Source organism: Parasediminibacterium schistidii, assembly GCF_046546515.1.
In the GTDB taxonomy this organism is placed as follows: domain Bacteria; phylum Bacteroidota; class Bacteroidia; order Chitinophagales; family Chitinophagaceae; genus Parasediminibacterium.
Map to the genome: position 1 here is coordinate 16,331 of NZ_JBKHKJ010000033.1, position 18,805 is coordinate 35,135.

Sequence of the window (18,805 nt, forward strand, 5' to 3'; positions counted from 1 at the left end):
AATTTTTATTTACTTTTTGTTAGAACTCACCCCCCTCTCCGAAGGCGAGGGGATGCCAGGCCCCTACAAAAAGCAAGAACTTTGTTTTTGTACTTTGTTTTAATTTAAAAGGTGTTCTAAATTTCCAATTTCTGCTTCGAAATAGCCAGCAGTCCCAAAAAAGTAAGCAACCCATTGATGATTAACAATTCCAACCCTATTTCAAAATTGCCAAGCAATAGCTGCTGGTATTTATCGATAAAAAAACAAACAACAGGAGATAAAACGCATACAAAAGGCACCCATTTGTCTTTTACCTGCTTTTTTGTAAGGATACTGTAAGCAAACAAACCCAGCAATGGCCCATAAGTATAAGCCGCTACTTTTAGTATCACGGAAATCATGCTGGGATTGTTGCACCATTTATACACCATTACAAAAAACAAAAAAATGATTGCAAAGGAAATATGAACAGTCTGGCGTATTGCTTTTTGTTTTGCCTCACTTAGCCCTTCCTTTTTATGAATACCCAAGATATCAATGCAAAAAGAGGATGTAAGTGCGGTGATAGCCCCATCGGCACTAGGGAACAATGCCGAGATAAGCGCAATGATAAAAATAATGGCCACAAATGATGGCATATAGCCCAATGCAATGGTTGGGAACAACTTATCGCCAACAGCCGCAATATGTTGCTGCCCAGCAAACAAGTACAACAACCCACCTAAAAACAGGAACAGCAATATTACTACCATCATGACCAAGGCCATCGTCATCACGTTTTTCTGCGAGTCGCCCAGTTTTTTCACGGAAATATTTTTCTGCATCATTTCCTGATCCATGCCTGTCATGGTAATGGTGATAAATGCCCCTGCCAATACCTGTTTCATAAAAAACATTTTGCCATATGGATTGGTAAAAAATATTTTGGTGTACCCCTTCTCCCCCATTGCCGCAATGCTTTGCCCAAAACTAAGGTGCATGATTTGCAATATATATACCACGCAAACAACTAAGCCACCAAGCATACAGGTTGTTTGCAGCGTGTCTGTCCACACAATTGTTTTTACGCCCCCTTTGAATGTGTAAAGGATAATCATGGCGAGTATAATGAGGGTTGTTAACCAAAACGGCACACCAAAGCTTGATAGTATTGCATCCTGCAAAATACGCACAACCAAATAAAGCCTTGCAGTAGCCCCCAGCGTGCGGGAAAGGATAAAAAACGAAGCACCTGTTTTGTAGGATGCTTCACCCAACCTTGTACTTAAAAAATGATAGATAGAAGTTAGCTGCAACCGATAATACAATGGTAAAAGCACGTAAGCAATCACCGCATAGCCCAATAAATAACCTAATGTAACTTGGAAATAGGCAAAACTATCTTTTGCAACCCCACCTGGCACGCTTACAAAAGTTACGCCGCTAAGGCTGGTGCCAATCATGCCAAAAGCTACCAGCATCCAGTTGCTGTTTCGGTTGCCGATAAAAAATGACTCGTTGTTGCTACCACGGCCTGTGTACCAGGCAACTGACAATAACACTAAAAAATAAACAACCACAAAGAAAAACAACAAAAGTGGGTTCATGTGCCAATAAAATATTAGGCTTGCAAGATAAACGTTGTTAGTAACAAAGCTTTATAGGGTTTTGAACGGGTGTATAAAAATTTTTCGCTTTTTTATAAAAAAAAGCAACCTAATGCAACCTCACCCCTCCCTAAAGGCAGGGACAATTTCTCCAAAAGTAGTTGGCAAGAAAAGAATATTTATACATTTTTAATCATATCAATATACAAGTTATTTTTATTAAAATAGTTTCAGTTTTGCTAATTTTGAGCCTTTTATGTCGTTCTTGATTTTTTTTAAAATCCTCACAACTTTTGTAAATGATTGATTATTAATAACATTAGAGAATTTTTAGTAGAAAAAAAAGTATCATTTTATGAAAATTTACTATCATTTATTGATAGTAAACTGATAGTAAACTAATCATTTTATGATAGTAAAGTGATAATTTATTGATAAGGAATTATAATACCTTAATTTTTAAAACTACTATTTTAATATTAGCAAAAAAAGAACTACGATACTGCCGCCGGGACAATAGTTTTGTAAATGCTTTGTATCTGGTGCATTTATACACCAAAGATAAGGTTTTTCTAAATTAGGGCATGTTTCTTGACAAATTAAAAAAAGGAAGCTCAGCTAAAAACTCCTATACAACCAATTGGCCACGAATGCACAAATAGTACTAATTTTACATATAAATTGGTTGTTTCTAGCTAAACATCAGTTGTTTATCGGGAGACTTTTTTGCACCGTTTGAACAATATAAAGGTTATAAAATCAATCGATTTTTTAACATTAACACAAAATAGGTAGAAAGTTAAAAATAAATTTGGCTATGTGTGATAAAAAAGCAAATTTCGTAGCGAATTTAAATGTGTACATTTTACACATTAATTAAAAAAACAAAAAAGCTTGTCAATGAAACACTTATTTACACTACTTGCCATGGCGCTGTTAGCAACCTCTATCCGTGCACAGGAATTGAGTACTTCCCCTGCATTTGTTACCGAAGCCTCTACGCCTATTACAATTACATTAGATGCTACAAAAGGAAATGCAGGCCTGCTGAACTATGCAAATACTTCAGACATATATGTACACATGGGCGTGATTACCAACAAAAGTACATCGTCTTCCGATTGGAAACATGCGCCTTTTACCTGGGCTACTACTCCCACTACAGCCCATGCCACTTATCTTGGCTCCAATAAATGGTCTTTTACCATTACAGGTGGCCTACGTTCTTTTTTTAGCATGACGGATGCAACAGAAACCGTACAAAAAATAGCAATCCTATTTAGAAATGGTGCTGGCTCTACTGTGCAGCGGAATGCTGATGGCAGCGATATGTACATACCCGTATATACAGCTGGTGGTTTGAATGTTAGGATAGACAACCCATTTAAGCAACCTCTGTATTTGCCAGTGATAGAAACGCTCACAAAGAAAGTAGGCGATGCAATTACTATCACAGCAAACGCATCGGTATCATCTACAATAAATCTATACTTAAATGGAAGTTTGTTAGCAACACAAACTGGTGCAACAACTGCAACAACAACAACTAATATAGCTGTTTCTGGCAACCAAACCATCATTGCACAAGCAACAAGCGGTGGCACAACAGTAAGCGACACAGTAACTTTTGTGGTAGCTAGTGCCAACACAGTGGCCGCTTTGCCAGCTGGCACTGTTGATGGTATTAATTACGACCCTAATGACAACACCGTAGCTACAATGGTTTTATATGCACCATCAAAAAACAATATTTTTGTATTAGGCGATTTTAACAACTGGGCACAGTCTGCAAATTACCAGATGAATATTACCCCCGATGGCAATAGGTATTGGCTAAAATTGACTGGGCTTACCCCAGGCACTGAATACGCTTACCAATATTTGATTGACGGCAGCCTGAAAGTAGCAGATTACAATACGGAAAAAGTATTGGACCCTTGGAACGACAAGTACCTCGCCGCGGGCACTTACCCAAACTTGAAAGCATACCCAACAGCTGCCTCTGGAATTGTAAGTGTTTTGCAAACTGCAAAACCCGCCTACAACTGGCAGGTAACCAATTTTACAAAACCAAATAAACATAACCTGCTTGTGTATGAGTTGTTATTGCGTGATTTTTCTGCTTCGCAAACCTACCAAGCTGCTATTGATAGCTTGGGGTACTTGAAGAAACTGGGTATCAATTGCATAGAGCTAATGCCAATAAACGAGTTTGAAGGCAATAATAGCTGGGGCTATAACCCAAGTTTTTACTTTGCCCCAGACAAAAACTATGGCACAGAGTACGATGTAAGGAAATTTGTAGATGCATGCCATGCACAAGGTATAGCAGTAGTAATGGATATTGCCTTAAATCACTCTTTTGGGCTTTCGCCAATGGTACAAATGTATTGGGATGCTGCAAATAGCAAACCTGCCGCAAATAACCCTTGGTTTTATACCGATGCACACCATCCTTTCAATGTAGGATATGACATTAACCACAATACCCAAGCTACAAGGGATTTTGTTGACCGAGTAGTAACCCATTGGTTAACCAATTATAAAATTGATGGTTTCAGGTGGGATTTAGCAAAAGGCTTTACCCCTGCTGACATGAACACACAAGATGTGGCCACTTGGAGTGCTTACAGCCAAGGCAGGGTGGATATTTGGAAACGCATTTACGATAAAATGCAAGCAGTAGCTCCAGGTTCTTATTGCATTTTAGAACATCTTGGCGATAATGGCGAGGAAGCAGCTTTGGCCAATTATGGCATGATGCCATGGGGGAACATGTCTAGCCAATATCAACAAAGTGTAATCGGTTATCCTTCTACAAATGCTGATTTGTCTTATTCTTTTGATAGAAGCGGTTATACACAACGCAATTTGGTTGCTTATCAAGAAAGCCATGACGAAGAACGCCTTGCTTACAAACAGTATGCTTATGGTGCCAATTCAGGCATTAAATATGACCTTGCTACACAAATGAAAAGGGATGCTGCTGCTGCTGCTTTGTTTGCCGTAATGCCTGGCCCTAAAATGATATGGCAGTTTGGAGAAGTAGGCTATGATAAAACTATTGGCCTTTGTTCAGACGGGACAACAATAAACCAAAACAGCTGCAAAACAGATCCTAAACCTATTTTGTGGAGCTATTATCAAAATACTTACCGCAAAGGCTTGTACGATGTGTATGCCAAACTGTTTAATATGCGTAACGTGCCTTCATTAGCCCCTACATTTACAGACGGCAGCTTAATGTTTGGTAATCTTGCAACATATAGCTTAAATGGGGATGTTAAGCAATTAACAATATATTACTCCAACATGAGCGTGGTTAGTTTCGCAAATTTGGGTACTGGATCCTCTACCTCCAGTATCAACTTCCCGACTAATGGCACTTGGTATAGGGTGGTTGGTACTGTTGGTAATCCAACTATCACAATTGCAAATAATGCAACAACTTTTACATTGTCGTCTGGGGATTATGCTGTTTTTACCAATATTGATGTAAATGCAGTGCTACCAGTAAGCTGGGTTAGCTTTACGGCACAAAAAGGGCTAAACAATGCTGTGAACCTTGCATGGTCTGTATCCAACGAAATAAACAACAACCACTACGACATAGAACGCAGCACTGATGGCACTAGTTTTTCTTATATAGGATCTGTACCAGCCAGTACCAGCGTGTTTAACGCTGTAACGTACAACTATACGGATATTAGCACCTTGGGAGGCACTGTTTACTACCGCATAAAACAAGTAGATAATGATGGCAAGTACACATTTTCTAAGGTGGTAAGCATTACTGCAGATGCCAGCAAAACTTTATGGCATACCACTTACTCGAACAGTACCATAAAAATAGCAGTGCAGGCAAATGTGAATAAAATGGACGTGGTGCTTTATGATATGTCTGGGAAAGCATTGTATCAACAAACGGCAGCTAAAACTGTTGCTGGCCAGCAAATAAACATACCTGCAAAGCAATTTGCAAAAGGTGTTTATTTGCTCCGCATTCAGGCTGATAACGGCAATAAAACAGAAAAGATAGTAGTAGAATAAAAACTATTGCTTCATACTAAAAAAGGCTACTTCCAACTTGGATGTAGCCTTTTTTATTTTCATGCAGGAAGATTAAAAGGTAATTAAAAAAACATTAACTTGCGATTGTTATGTGTAGCTAACTACCGAAACATAATTGAATGCTTATTTGGAAATGAACAAGAGGCTATTATCTATATTTTTTTACTTTTTTTGTATGGTGTTTGTTTTTTCGAGCATGATACAAGAAAGCTATGCCCAAAAAGGGCATATAACAGGAATAGTAGCAAATGAATTTACCAAAGAACCTATCCGTTTTGCCAGTGTATATTTTAAAAAAGCAGGCTACGGCACTACAAGCGATTCTGTGGGCAAGTTTTCATTGGCAAAAAGCAGCTATAAGGCAGATACATTGGTTATTAAATATGTAGGCTACGAAGCCTATTACAAACCAGCATCCTTGTTTTCAGATACTGCTTGGATTTACTGTTATTTAAAAGATGCTGCGCCGACCGAAGGCGTGATTGTGAAATCGAAATTTAGCAAGGGTCTGCGTTGGTGGCGGGCTATTGTGGCTCATAAACCCAAAAACAATCCCTACCGCTTTGAAAATTACAGTTACGAGTTGTACAACAAACTGGAACTTGACCTGAACAATATTAACAAGGTGAAATTCATGCATAGCAAAATGATGCAACCGTTTAGCTTCCTACTGAACAATATAGACAGCGTAAGTGAAACAAAACCTTTTTTACCAGTGTTCCTTACAGAGTCTTTATCAGACTATTATTATTCCAACAAGCCATACAGGGTAAGGGAAGAAATAAAAGCCGTGGAAACCAATGGTATTAAAAACGAAAGCCTGTTACAATTCATGGGCGGCATAAGCCAAAAGATAAATATATACGAGGACTATGTAAAACTATTTGACAAAGCATTCATCAGCCCCATTAGCAGCATTGGCGATAAATATTACCATTATAAAGGGGCAGACACACAATACATAAACCACGAGCAGTTTTTTCATCTTTTTTTCAACCCGCTTCAGGAGGGAACAAATACGTTTACTGGCGATTGCTGGGTACACAGCAAAACCTGGGCTATTGAAAAAATAAACATCACAGCATCCAGCTCTGCCAGCATCAACTTTGTAAACCGCCTTACCGTGGTACAGGAGTTTGCCCCACTGAATGATAGCACTTGGATGTTTTTCAAGGATAAACTCATTGCAGATTTGTCGCCTTTCCCAAAAGAAAAACTAAGTTTTATAGGCCGTAAAACAGCTACTTATAAAAACATACTGATTAATACCCCCTCTATACAAACTGCCCTTGCCAAAAACAAGAAAAGCGAGGAAGCAATAGTAAGCCCTACGGCAAAGGAAAACACCAGGGCATTCTGGCAGCAAAACAGGCACGAAAATCTAAACGGCAACGAGGTAAAAGTGTATCAAATGATTGATACGCTGAAACAAATGCCTTTGTTTAAAACATATACAACCAGGTTGAAATTTTTAGTTGACGGGTACAAGCAATTTGGCATGATAGAAATAGGCCCTTGGTACAAATGGATAAGCTACGACCAATTGGAACATAGGCGCTTTCGTTTCGATTTGGGTACGACACCTTTATTTAACCAGCATTTACGCCTATATGGCTATCTTGCCTACGGCGTGAGGGATAAAAGGTTTAAAGAAAAATTAGGCTTTAACTACAAAGTAAACAAACACGAAACTTGGTCTATTGCCGGTGCCTATACCAACGACTTAGACAATGGCCGCATACGCTTCAACGATAATGACGAGGCCACAATAGACAATTTTTTCAGCCGCTTCATCAGGCGTAAAGGGATTACGCAGAAATTCATCAACATTGAAAGCTATAAGGTATCGGTAAACAAAGACTGGGAAAACAACTTATCAACCAAACTCAGTTTTAGCAGGAGCAACTATAAAACATATGCCCCACTGCCTTCTAGCAAGTTGTTTGCCAATGGCGACTTGGTTAACTCGGAATTGGGCTTGCACCTGCGCTATGCCCCCGGCGAAAGAAAGATAAGTGGCAAAAGAAAAGACTTTACGATAAAAGGTAAGTTGCCCGTTTTAGAGCTTAACTATGCCATGGCTTTGCCCCATGTTTTCCAATGTGGCTACACCTACCAGAAATACACAGCCATGTTCTCTCAAAACAGTAATATACCACGCTGGGGCACGGTAAGCTATGCCGCTTATGGGGGCAAAATTAATGGCAGCCACATACCTTTTATGCTGCTTGAAGTGCACCCAGGCAATGAAATATATTATTATTCAAAGCAATCATTTAACCTGATGAACCGCTTTGAGTATGTAAGCGACAAGTATTATGGTTTTAATATCGAGCATAATTTTGATAAAAAACTATTCAACCTATTCCCCTTCATGCGCAAAACCAGTATGCGGCAGTTTTGGAACGTAAAAACTGTTTGGGGCAATATGAGCATGGACAACAGGGCCTTCAACCGATTGGAGTTTGGCTCCTACCGCCTAAAAACCCTAAGAGGCAAAAACTATACAGAGGTAGGCACAGGCATAGATAATATTTTCAAGTGCTTTAGGGTTGACTTGGTGTGGCGGTTTGCCCCCCATTTTTCTGGCCCTTCAACCCCTATCCCAACGCCAGACCCATCTGCCCCTAAAGCAATTACCAATAAGGTAATGAACTTTGGGGTATTTGGGAGTTTTAGGTTGCAGTTTTAGTTTTTTTGCCATCTCATAGCCACAAAGGCTCGAAGTAGCACTAAGAAAAAAGGTTTCTACTTACCACATAAGCACATTGTACAACATAGATAAGAAAAAGAAGAGAAAGGAAATATAGTTATTGCCTATTTAAAATTGCTTTTTTCTAAAGGCAAGTATAGAAGTACATAAATTAGCAACCACATTCACCATAAAACTCCTTAACAACTTTGTTTCCTTTTTTGTCAGTAATTATAATGATACCAGTACATAAGGAGGCTTCCTCTCCGCTTGGCATAGTTGTTTTAATTTCTATAGCCAGTTCATAATTTTTGCTTTTTGCCTTCGCAATTGTGGTTGTTTTGTTCATTTTCCTATAACTGGTTTGCATAAATTTTGTAAGCACGCCATTTATCTTTAAAAATGAAATTTGGGCAAAATCGTTCAAATACATATACTGCTTCTTTTTGAACTCTTTTGCATTGTTAGAAAAGCAGCAGGAACAACCATCAATTTCAGGAGGGAAAGTAGAAAAAACATCTATTGTAATCTTAAATTCCTTATTGGTCAGTGGTTGTTGCTTGTTGTTCAAATATTGCTTCTTGCCATGCCCATAAACAAAGCTTAATAGAAGTGTAAGTGAGGTAGTTACTAATAATAAAGGCTTGTATATTTTAATCATTATTTATGTGTTTTTGCTTTGATTTGCAGCGTCATGATTTACTATAAGAACTATAAGAGTAAAAATAATTACGAACCTGGGATATATCCAACATCCTCAATCAAGCCCTTGCCATCTGCGGCAGTAGTTGCCAATATATCGCATCGGTTGTTCATGGCATTGTTTGCATGGCCTTTTACCCAAACAAACTTTATCTTGAAATCACGGGATAGTTTATAATACCGTAGCCATAAATCTTTGTTTTTTTTGCCGCCTTTAAAGTCGGTTTTTATCCAGCCATCCAGCCAACGTTTTTCTACGCTGTTTACAATATATTGGCTATCGGTATAAATAGTTAATGGGATGTTTTTTTTGGTAAGGCTTTCCAAGGCAACTATTACGCCCATCAGCTCCATGCGGTTATTGGTAGTAAACCGGAAGCCCTGCGAAAACTCCTTGGTTTGCTCGCCCCATTGCATCACGATACCATAGCCTCCCGGCCCTGGGTTGCCCCGTGAAGAGCCATCTGTATAAATAATTAGTTGATGCGACAAGTTAATTGATAATTAATAATGAATAATTGATACTTAGCCCTGCTTGCAAGCTGTTTAGAAAAGGCATTAAGTGGCTTGTACAGCATTTAGCAGATTTTGAAGCAAAAGGTGCAAAAGCTTTTTCGCAAAGAAGCACATTTTTACTAACGCTGTCAAAATAACTTTTCTAGTTTTACCAAAAACAAACAAAAATTTTTACAGGGTTAGTTTTCTTTGGCTTTCCTACGGCACTTTCTATTTGGTCTTTTTACTGCCGTAAATGAGCGGAGACATCTTTTTTATACCCTTTTTTGGGGCGGTGACCCTTTTGTTTGTCAGTGAATTTTTAGCCTTTATTTTAAATATCAGGCGTTCGTTGGTGATAACTCATTGAAATACAGTGCTTTTTTGTTTTTTAAGGTGAGTGTTTCGTGAGTGATTTGTGAGTGTTTTGTGAGTGATTTATGGGTGATTTGTGAGTGATTTGTGAGTGAAAAGTGAGTGATTTGTGAGTGATTTATAAGGCGGAAATGAACATATTATAATTTTTAGTTTCATATTAAATTTAGTGCCACAAGTCTAATAAAAGGGGTTAGGGAAACCGAAGCGGTTGACCTAGCAGAGACAAAGGGCTTACATACTGTAAAATTGGGAATAATTCACGAATTATTGAAAAGGACAATCCTATATGGGGGAAAAATGCCCCCATGCGTATCCCAAATTTCCCCCATGGCGGGTGATAAGTTGTGAGGTGTAAGTAGCTCCTCGGAAGCGTTAGAGGGATACCCTATTTCTTCTTCATTCTTTTAGCTCCATAACCAATGCCAGAAGCCAAAAGTATCAAACTCATGCCGCCATCAAAAGGTACTGCAGGTGTATTGCCCAAATCGTTGGTAGTGCCGTTGCCATTGGTGCCCGGGCCGCCGGGATTTGGCTGTGCGCTTGCAGCCATGGCTGCGAGCAGGGTAAAAAGTGATACTGCAATGATTTTTTTCATGTTTATGTTTTAAAAGTTTATTTTTTGCCACCAAGGCAAGGATTTTTGCCACTAAGGCTCAAAGCAGCACGAAGGAAAGAAAGAAAAGAAGCAGGAGAATAATCTTTGTACTTATTCTCCTTTGTGCTTCTTTGTGGCTTCGCACTTGCATCATTAGAAAACCACCCCGGCCTACGGCCACCCCTCAAGAGGGGAATTGCGGAGACCTTAGCGAAGGTTTTTGTGGCTATCCGCTATTCCTTCACGACTTGTGCTTGCAAAATAGTGCCGCTGTTGTTGCTCAACCGGATGGTGTAAGTGCCAGCAGCCAAGCCTTTGCCAATGCTTATCTTTTCTACCGCTGCGCCGTTGTGGCTTATTGCTTTGCTAAGCACGGTTTGCCCTAGCTTGTTCACCAAGCTCACGGTGTATTGCCCATTGTCCAGATTACTAAGCCGCAGGCTGAGGCTGCTGCCCTTGACTGGGTTGGGGTAAACAGAGAAAGTTGTACGTTCTACGTTGTACGTTGTAAGTGCAACTACGTTGCTGTACGTTACTGCCCCGTTGTTGTCCGTTGCCTTTATGCGGTAGTAGTTTGCGCCTGCTGCTGCATTGGCATCGGTGTAGCTATATGCTGCCGTAGCTGTGTTGGCTGCTCTTTGGGTGGCTATGGCGGTGAATGCTGCACCGTCTGTGCCATGCTCTACGGTGTAGCTAGCCACGTTGGCTTCGCCAATGGTTGCCCAGTCTATTTTCACGCTGCCATTGCTGGCTGGCGTAGCCGTAAGCTTGATGCTGCTGACAGGCAGGGTTACAGTGCCAAACACAATGCTGAAGCGGCTGTTGTAGGTGGCCGTGTCTTTAGTAGCTGTGAAAACTACCACGGTACTGTCGCCACTAAGCAGGGTTTGCTTGCCCGTTACCTTGTCTTTTAGGTAGGCTTGCAGGCCATTGGCTGCAAATTGCGAGGCATCTATCCTTATGGTGTAAGTAGTATTGGCCTGTATTTGGTACAAGTGAAGCGGTATATTGTCCGTTGCTTTTGGCAAGCCCAAGCCATTGATGCTTAGGTCTGTATTGCCTTGTTTCAAAGCTATGTTCTCGCCACCGTTGCTAAACTTACGGCTGTCTTCCTTGCTTATGGCTGGGGAAAAACTATTTGAGAACACGGCTACTGCCCCGTCCACGTTGTTGCCGCCCTTGTACAGGCCAATGGCTATCCTGTTTACTGGTGTGCTGCCGAAAATGGCCAGTTTACTTGCATTGGGGGCTTTGTCGCTTTCTTTTATCACCAACTCTGGCGCACTTCCCGTGCTATCGTTCTGAATAAAGAATGCCTGCCCAGGCTGTATATACTGGTTCAAGCGGCTACCCAGTGGATTGCTGCTTGTGCCGCTGCTGGCATTGTAGGTAACATAAGTGGTATAGCCCCCCGTAAGGAAGGTAGGCTCGGCATACCAGAAGCTGCTGCCGATGTTGCTGCTGCTGGCATATATGCTGCTCCAGTCTATTGGGCATATATAGGGGTTGGCTACAAAGCTAAAGGCCGATGCGCCGCTAGTAAGGTGGTAGCTGCTATTGGTGCTTGCAGATACCCCGCCGGTGCCAAAAGTAACCGTGCCTGTAACCAAATTGCCCGTGGTGCGGATGGTGGCAGGGCTAAGCATGGCGGCTGGTTGTGGGCTTTGGAACAGGTTTACGGCCCTGTTGCCCCTGATCAATACCCTGTACCCTTGGTAAGGGTCTAGGTTGGTGGTTTTAGTATTCAGCACACTGTCCCAATTGCTATTGGTAAAGGTGTACATGCTGTGGTTGCCCGTGCCTGTATAATCCAAACCTGTGGTTGGGTTAGTACCTGCGCTGGTGTTTTGGCTGCCCGTGATGGGTATGCCGTAGCCGTTGTTGTTCACGCCGCCTTCCTGCCAGTTGCTGAATATGCTGCCCGCATTGGCAAGGCCAGCACCCAAGTCCCTAAATACCCGCAACCCTTGTGGGATGAACCTTTCCACGGTTACCTTGCCCGTGATGCTGCCCGAAACGGGGCCTACCACGGCGGTATTGGCTATGCTGGTGCTTTTCAGCGTCAGGTTGTCGTTGGTATTAAAGGTGCCGGCAGTAAGGGTCAATGTGCCTGTCACGCTCAAATTGGCATTGAGGCTCACGCCTGCGGCATTGTTGATAGTAAGTTTCTTGATGCTGTTGCTGGTGAAGTTGCCATCGTCGATGGACTGTGCCGTGCTGCCCACATAGGCCACCGTGCCGTTGTTGGCAAACAAGTTGCCGCCATTGCTGATAGTGCCATATAGGTTTAGCATACCAATAATAGAAAGCGTGCGGCCGCTGCCAATATTGATATACTTAATGGAGGCTGTGCCACTAATAACAGGCTCGTTGCCACCACCGTTCCTTGGGATCGTTACACTATCTGTGCTAGTAGGCACTGCATTGTTGCTCCAATTGCTGGCGGTGGACCAGTTAGCCGATGTAGTGCCCGTCCATGTAATGCCTGAAGCAGTAATGGTTAAATTTAAAGTAGCCGTACTGTCGCAGCCAGCACTATTGGTGGTGGTGTAAGTATAAGTGCCGCTTGTGGTGTAGGTAGTGCCATTCCAAGTATAGCTGCCACTGGCAGTTTGGGTAGTGGTACTGCTGGTAGCGGCACCTATTTTTTCATAAGCCCCCATATCTACCGTGCTGCCATAAATGCGGGCATTGCCTATTAAGTCTGTGCTTACTGTAACAGAGTCGTTGTTGCCCGCATTTATTGCTGGGCTGCTACAATTGAGTTGCAGTCCATCGTCTGCCGTGCCCCAGATACCATCGGCACCTATTGGGTTGGTAGTGTCTTTAAATTGAGGATAGCTGCTACTGTTGCCGCCGAGGTCGGTAACATTGGTAATAGGCAATGCTTCCCGTACTATGCAGTTGTTAAGTTTTACTGGCTTAGTTGACGTGGTATTGTATATTTCCTCTGTACCTGCATCTGTGGCATTGTTTGGAGTAGTATTGTTGTATAAAATGCTGTTGTTTACAGTAGCTGTACTATTGTTAAAATAAATACCCCCAGCCCTACTAGTGGTATTAGTGGCTTGGTTGCCCCAGAAAGTAGCATTATTTATTTTCACAGTGCTTGCTCCCGCCGAAATTGCAGCACCCGTGTTAACACAGGTATTTTTATTAAAAATACAATTGATAATGGAAGTATTAGTTGTTGATAAAGTGATAGCACCACCCCCACCAGTGGTAGCATTACTGCTAAACTCACAGTTGCTGATAGTAGTTGCAGTGTTATTAAATATAAAGATAGCACCACCATTTGAACCAGCATTATTGCTAAACACAGAGTTGGTTATTTCATAGCTACCACTGCCTTGTACAAAAACACCTGCACCACTACTTCCATAATTATTTTGAAAAATAGCATTAAGCAATTTAAAGCCATTAGCATTAACACTAGCTATACTAGATCCACCTCCTACTGCATAATTACCAATAAATGAAGCATGGTTAATAATAGTAGCGGGTACCGAAATATTGTAGCTATTACCAATTGAAATAGCACCTCCTCTACCACTTGTGTAATTATTAATAAAATCAACAGAATCAATTGTAGGATTGCTGCTGTAAAGGATAGTGGGAGTTGCACAATTGGTAATGGTTAAATGCTTTAAGGTAATGGCAGATTGCAGCAAAGGGTTGCCATAGAAGTCATCCAAAGCTAGGCCTTCCAGCGTATCTCCTTTAAAGCTGATACCATTTATAGTAGTACTGTACTTATTGCCATTCATTAATTTAAAACCATCTACTTGTGTGGTACTATCATCTTTAATAGAGAGCAATATGGAGAAAACATTATCATTGCCATTGGCAAAGTTTAAAGTTTTGCCACTACCCGTAACCACATCGTCGCCATTCAAATCGCCACTGAGGATGGTGGTATTGGTGGCATAGTCTCGTTGGCTAAGGCTTGTTTCAGTACCATTGAATCCACCATATAATGCTACGCCATTGCGCAGGTAAAAGGTTTTGTCCCTCACTTCGGTAGGACTAGTTAAGCCTTTAGGATCTCTTGTGGGCAGGTAAGTGCCTTTGGCCACCCATATCTCGCTTACGCAATTGCTTTGCGCAGCCCACAGTGCTTCGCCTAATTCTGTGTAGGCATTTGCCCAACTGCTGCCATCACCATTGCCACCTACTACGTTTTTGTTTACATAGTAGCGGGTAGGGCTTACGCTTAACACCAAAGTAGCTACACTATCGCAGCCTTGGCTGTTGGTGGTGGTGTACGTGTAAGTGCCAGCAGCATTGTAAGTCGTACCATTCCAAGTATAAGGGAAGGAGCAAGTGGTGATGGTGGTGGTGCTGCTAGTAGCGGCACCTATTTTTTCATACGCTCCCATATCTACTTTGCTGCCATAAATGCGTGCATTGCCTATTAAGTCTGTGCTTACGGTAACAGAGTCGTTGTTGCCCGCATTTACTGCTGGGCTGCTACAATTGAGTTGCAAACCATCGTCTGCCGTACCCCATATACCATCGGCACCTATGGGGTTGGTGGTATCTTTAAATTGTGGGTAGCTGTTTATGTTGCCGCCGCCATCGGTAACATTGGTAATAGGCAATGCTTCCCTTACAAGGCTGTTAGTGAGTTTTACTGGCTTTGTTGCCGTGGTATTGTATATTTCCTCTGTGCCAGCATCTGTGGCATTGTTGGGGGTTGTATTGTTGTACAAAATAGAGTTGCTTACTGTAGTCGTGCTACTGGCGGCATATAAGCCCCCGCCCCTGCCAGTGACACTAGTTGCAGTATTGCCCCAAATAGTACAATTGGTAATGTATATTGATGAACCAGTGTTGTTCAGTATTGCACCTCCTGCTATACCGCAAGTGTTTCCTGATAAAACACAGCCGATAAGCGTATCTATTGCCCTAACATTATAAAAGCCCCCAGCAGCTCCACTAGAAAGGGAAGCTCCAGCCGTATTGTTTGAGATAACCGAATTGATAAAAGATGCCCCACCAAACGAAGTAAGTACACCTGCACCAGTGTTGGTAACATAGTTACCCGTAACAACACAATTTAAGAATCTAGACAGAGCGCTAGTTTGATAAATGCCACCACCACTTATAGATGCCGCATTGCCTATAAAGGAACAGTTGGAATAATAATAACTGCCAGTGACAGCATAAATACCACCACCATTTAAAGCATTGTTCAAAGAGAAAGTGTTGTTTGTTAACGTTGGAATGCCAGGCTGTGCCGATATGCCATTTGCATAAATGCCACCTGCATAACCAGCAGCGTTTTCAGTAAAAATATTGTTGGAGAACTTGGCATAGGAAGAAACTTCATTAAAACCACCCCCATAAGTTTGTAGAATGCTATATGTAGTACCATTTATAGTAGTGGTGTCGCTACTTGAACCATTTGCATAACCACCCTTTATGGTAAAGCCATCAAAATAAGCGGTACTGTCCAATAAAATCCCTTCCAACACATGGTAGGCATTTTCGGTATTGTTGGTAAAAGATAAAGTTTTGCCAGTACCTGTTACCACATCATCCCCATTAAAGTCGCCACTAAGGGTAGTGGTGTTGGTGGTATAGTTGCGTTGGCTAAGGATTGTTTCTGTACCTGCAAAGCCACCATAAATGGCTAGATTGTTACGCAAGTAGAAGGTTTTTGTGCGTATATCGGTTGGGGATATTTTGCCTTTAAAGTCCCTTGTAGGCAGGTAAGTGCCTTTTGCCACCCATATTTCTTTTACAGCAGGGTTGTTTTGAGCAGCCAATAAAGCCTCGCCCATTTCTGTGTAGGCATTTGCCCAACTGCTACCATCGCCATTGCCGCCTACTACGCTTTTATTTACATAGAAGCGAGAAATACTGCTGTTATTGATAGCTAGGTTTGCAATGCTATCGCAGCCATTTGCATTGGTAAAGGTTGTTGAATAATTACCTGCATGGGTATAGGTATTTCCGTTCCAAGTGTAAGGGAAACTAACATCGGTAACAATGGTAGTGCTGTACGTATTGGTACAGTTTACCGTAATAGATAAAGTACTGCTAACATTGCCACCCCCATTGCTTGCCGTAACTGTATAGGTGGTGCTGCTACTATTGCCATAGGGTGTGCCGCTGATAACACCCGTTGTTGTATTAAAACTTAAACCAGTAGGTAAGGTAGGGCTAATGCTGTAACTAGATACTTCTCCTGCTATAAGGATTTTAGTTATTGGGTTGATGTATTGACTTACCACATATATATTGCCAGCAGCGTCTAAAGCAATTCCGTTGGGTGGAGCACCAGCAGCTTTGAACCCTGAATAAAGGGTTGTAGTAGTGCCGTTTGTAGCAATTTTTTTGATGGCATTGTTACGTAAATCTGCCACATATATATTGCCCGAAGCATCTATAGCTACCCCTTGAGGTGCACTAAACCCTGAAGCTACCGTGGTAATACTGCCATTGGTGGCAATTTTTTTGATGTCATTATTGCTATCTTCTGCCACATACACATTGCCTTGAGCATCTACGGCTAAGCCATGCGGAACATTTAACCCTGTAGCAAGCGTAGTAACATTGCCGTTTGTGGCAATTTTCTCCACAGTGCCTTTGCTTACATCAGTTGTATATACATTACCAGCAGCATCTAGTGCTACACCAAAAGGAGTGCAAGCCAAAATGGAGGTTATATTGCCATTTGTATCTATTTTCTTAAGCATGGAATTACCATAATCAGCCACATACACATTACCCGCAGCATCTAATGCCACACCAGTTGGGGTATTAAACCCAGAGCCGAGTGTGGTAATAGTGCCATTGGTAGCTATTTTTTTAACCGCATTGTTAGCTTGATCTGCTACATAAATATTCCCTGCCGCATCAACCGCTACACCACTAGCACTATTGAACCCTGAACCAAGGGTGCTAACAGTAGCTTGTGCTGTTGGGCTTAATGGGGTAATGGCAGTACCTGCCGTGAAGGTATTGGGCGTGGTATAAGTAAATGCACTTGGTGACGCAAACGATAGGTTTAAAGTAGCAACACTATCGCAACCCACACTATTGCCACCTGCAAAGGTTTTGGTATAAGTACCTGCCGTGGTGTAGGTAGTGCCATTCCAAGTATAGGATGCATTGGTAGAGGTGATGGTGGTGGTGCTGGTGGTAGCGGTGCAAGGCGCATTGAAATTTATAATAGGGCCATTAGTTGCAACAGCCCAGCCATGTGAAGCATTGACAAAATAAATGCTATTTAAATAATTGGTTATTCCTGATGCTTGGGTTGTCCAAGTGTTGCCACCATCAGTAGTAGTCAATATAGTACCAGATGCACCCACTGCCCAACCTTGTGTTGCACTGGTAAAATAAATACTAGATAAGTTAACAGTAGTATTGGAATTAGTAGAAACCCATGTATTACCTCCATCGGTCGTTTTTAAGATTTGCCCATTTCCACAGGAGGCCCAACCTGTGGTGGCATTAACAAAATATAAGCTTAATACACGATTGGTTGTGCCAGATGTTTGTGCAACCCAATTGCTGCCACCATCAATTGTTGTTAATATAGTACCACCTGAACCCGTTGCCCAACCCTGAGTGGCACTAACAAAAAACACGCTGGATAAAGAGGCAGTTGTGCCAGATGTTTGCGCAACCCATGTGCTGCCACCATCAATTGTTGTTAATATAATACCAGTTGAACCCGCACCCACTGCCCAACCCTGAGTGGAGCTTACAAAAAACACACTGTATAAAGTAGCGGTTGTACCAGAGCTTTGCATATTCCACGTGCTGCCACCATTATTTGTGGTAATAATGGTACCTCTATTACCCACTGCACAACCAAAGTTTGCATCAGTAAAACGGACGCTGTTAAAATTATTTGTACCTACTGATTGGCTTGTCCAAGTGCTGCCACCATCAGTAGTATTTAGTATGGTGCCACTTGCTCCTACAGCCCAACCGGTAGTTTGATTGGCAAAATAAACACTAAATAAATTTTTTGTGGTACCTGAGGTTTGGGTAGACCAAGTTTGGGCTTTTAGCACACCAAACGAAAGCAAAAAAAAACAAGTAACTAAACTAATTACAACTTGTTTTACATAGATTTTTTGCATAATTCACGGTTTATTTTCGCTGTTTATTACCTGTTTAGCTAAGCTTTTTTGCTTTACCAAAACGCTTTATAAACCAGCTTATGAATAATTCTACAAAACTATTGCTGCCTTTTGGCATTTGCACCTACGGTTTACCGTAGTTTTTTGGGCTTTTTGGGGGTTTTCACCACAAATGTGGGATTATGTTGTAGGTTTTTGGTTG

At 41.6% G+C, this 18,805-nt stretch carries 7 protein-coding genes; 2 read left to right on the forward strand and 5 right to left on the reverse strand.

Annotated features, from left to right (window positions below; translation table 11 throughout):
- Window positions 1-116: 116 nt before the first annotated feature.
- Complete coding sequence (locus tag ACHFIY_RS16375; RefSeq protein WP_410847195.1) at window positions 117-1,568, reverse strand: sodium:solute symporter; 1,452 nt, start codon at window positions 1,566-1,568, stop codon at window positions 117-119.
- Window positions 1,569-2,468: 900 nt separating this feature from the next.
- Between ACHFIY_RS16375 and ACHFIY_RS16380 the strand changes: the two genes are divergently transcribed.
- Entirely contained in the window at window positions 2,469-5,618 is a 3,150-nt protein-coding gene (locus ACHFIY_RS16380; RefSeq protein ID WP_410847196.1) for an alpha-amylase family glycosyl hydrolase, read from the forward strand.
- 196 nt (window positions 5,619-5,814) lie between these two features.
- Window positions 5,815-8,331 (forward strand): DUF5686 family protein, encoded by a 2,517-nt coding sequence (locus ACHFIY_RS16385; RefSeq protein WP_410847197.1) that lies wholly within the window; start codon window positions 5,815-5,817, stop codon window positions 8,329-8,331.
- A 172-nt stretch (window positions 8,332-8,503) separates the two neighbouring features.
- Here the strand turns inward: ACHFIY_RS16385 and ACHFIY_RS16390 are convergent, their stop codons facing one another.
- The 4 genes from ACHFIY_RS16390 to ACHFIY_RS16405 form a co-directional block, all read right to left on the reverse strand.
- Window positions 8,504-8,992: a hypothetical protein gene (locus tag ACHFIY_RS16390; protein WP_410847198.1), complete on the reverse strand. Its 489-nt coding sequence runs from the start codon at window positions 8,990-8,992 to the stop codon at window positions 8,504-8,506.
- Between the two features lie 68 nt (window positions 8,993-9,060).
- The gene (rnhA, locus tag ACHFIY_RS16395; protein ID WP_410847199.1) at window positions 9,061-9,525 is read right to left on the reverse strand and encodes a ribonuclease HI; all 465 of its coding nucleotides are present in this window, start codon (window positions 9,523-9,525) and stop codon (window positions 9,061-9,063) included.
- 766 nt (window positions 9,526-10,291) lie between these two features.
- Complete coding sequence (locus ACHFIY_RS16400) at window positions 10,292-10,501, reverse strand: hypothetical protein (RefSeq protein ID WP_410847200.1); 210 nt, start codon at window positions 10,499-10,501, stop codon at window positions 10,292-10,294.
- Window positions 10,502-10,734: 233 nt separating this feature from the next.
- Window positions 10,735-18,603, reverse strand: a complete 7,869-nt coding sequence (locus tag ACHFIY_RS16405; RefSeq protein ID WP_410847201.1) for a YCF48-related protein — start codon at window positions 18,601-18,603, stop codon at window positions 10,735-10,737.
- Window positions 18,604-18,805 lie beyond the last annotated feature (202 nt).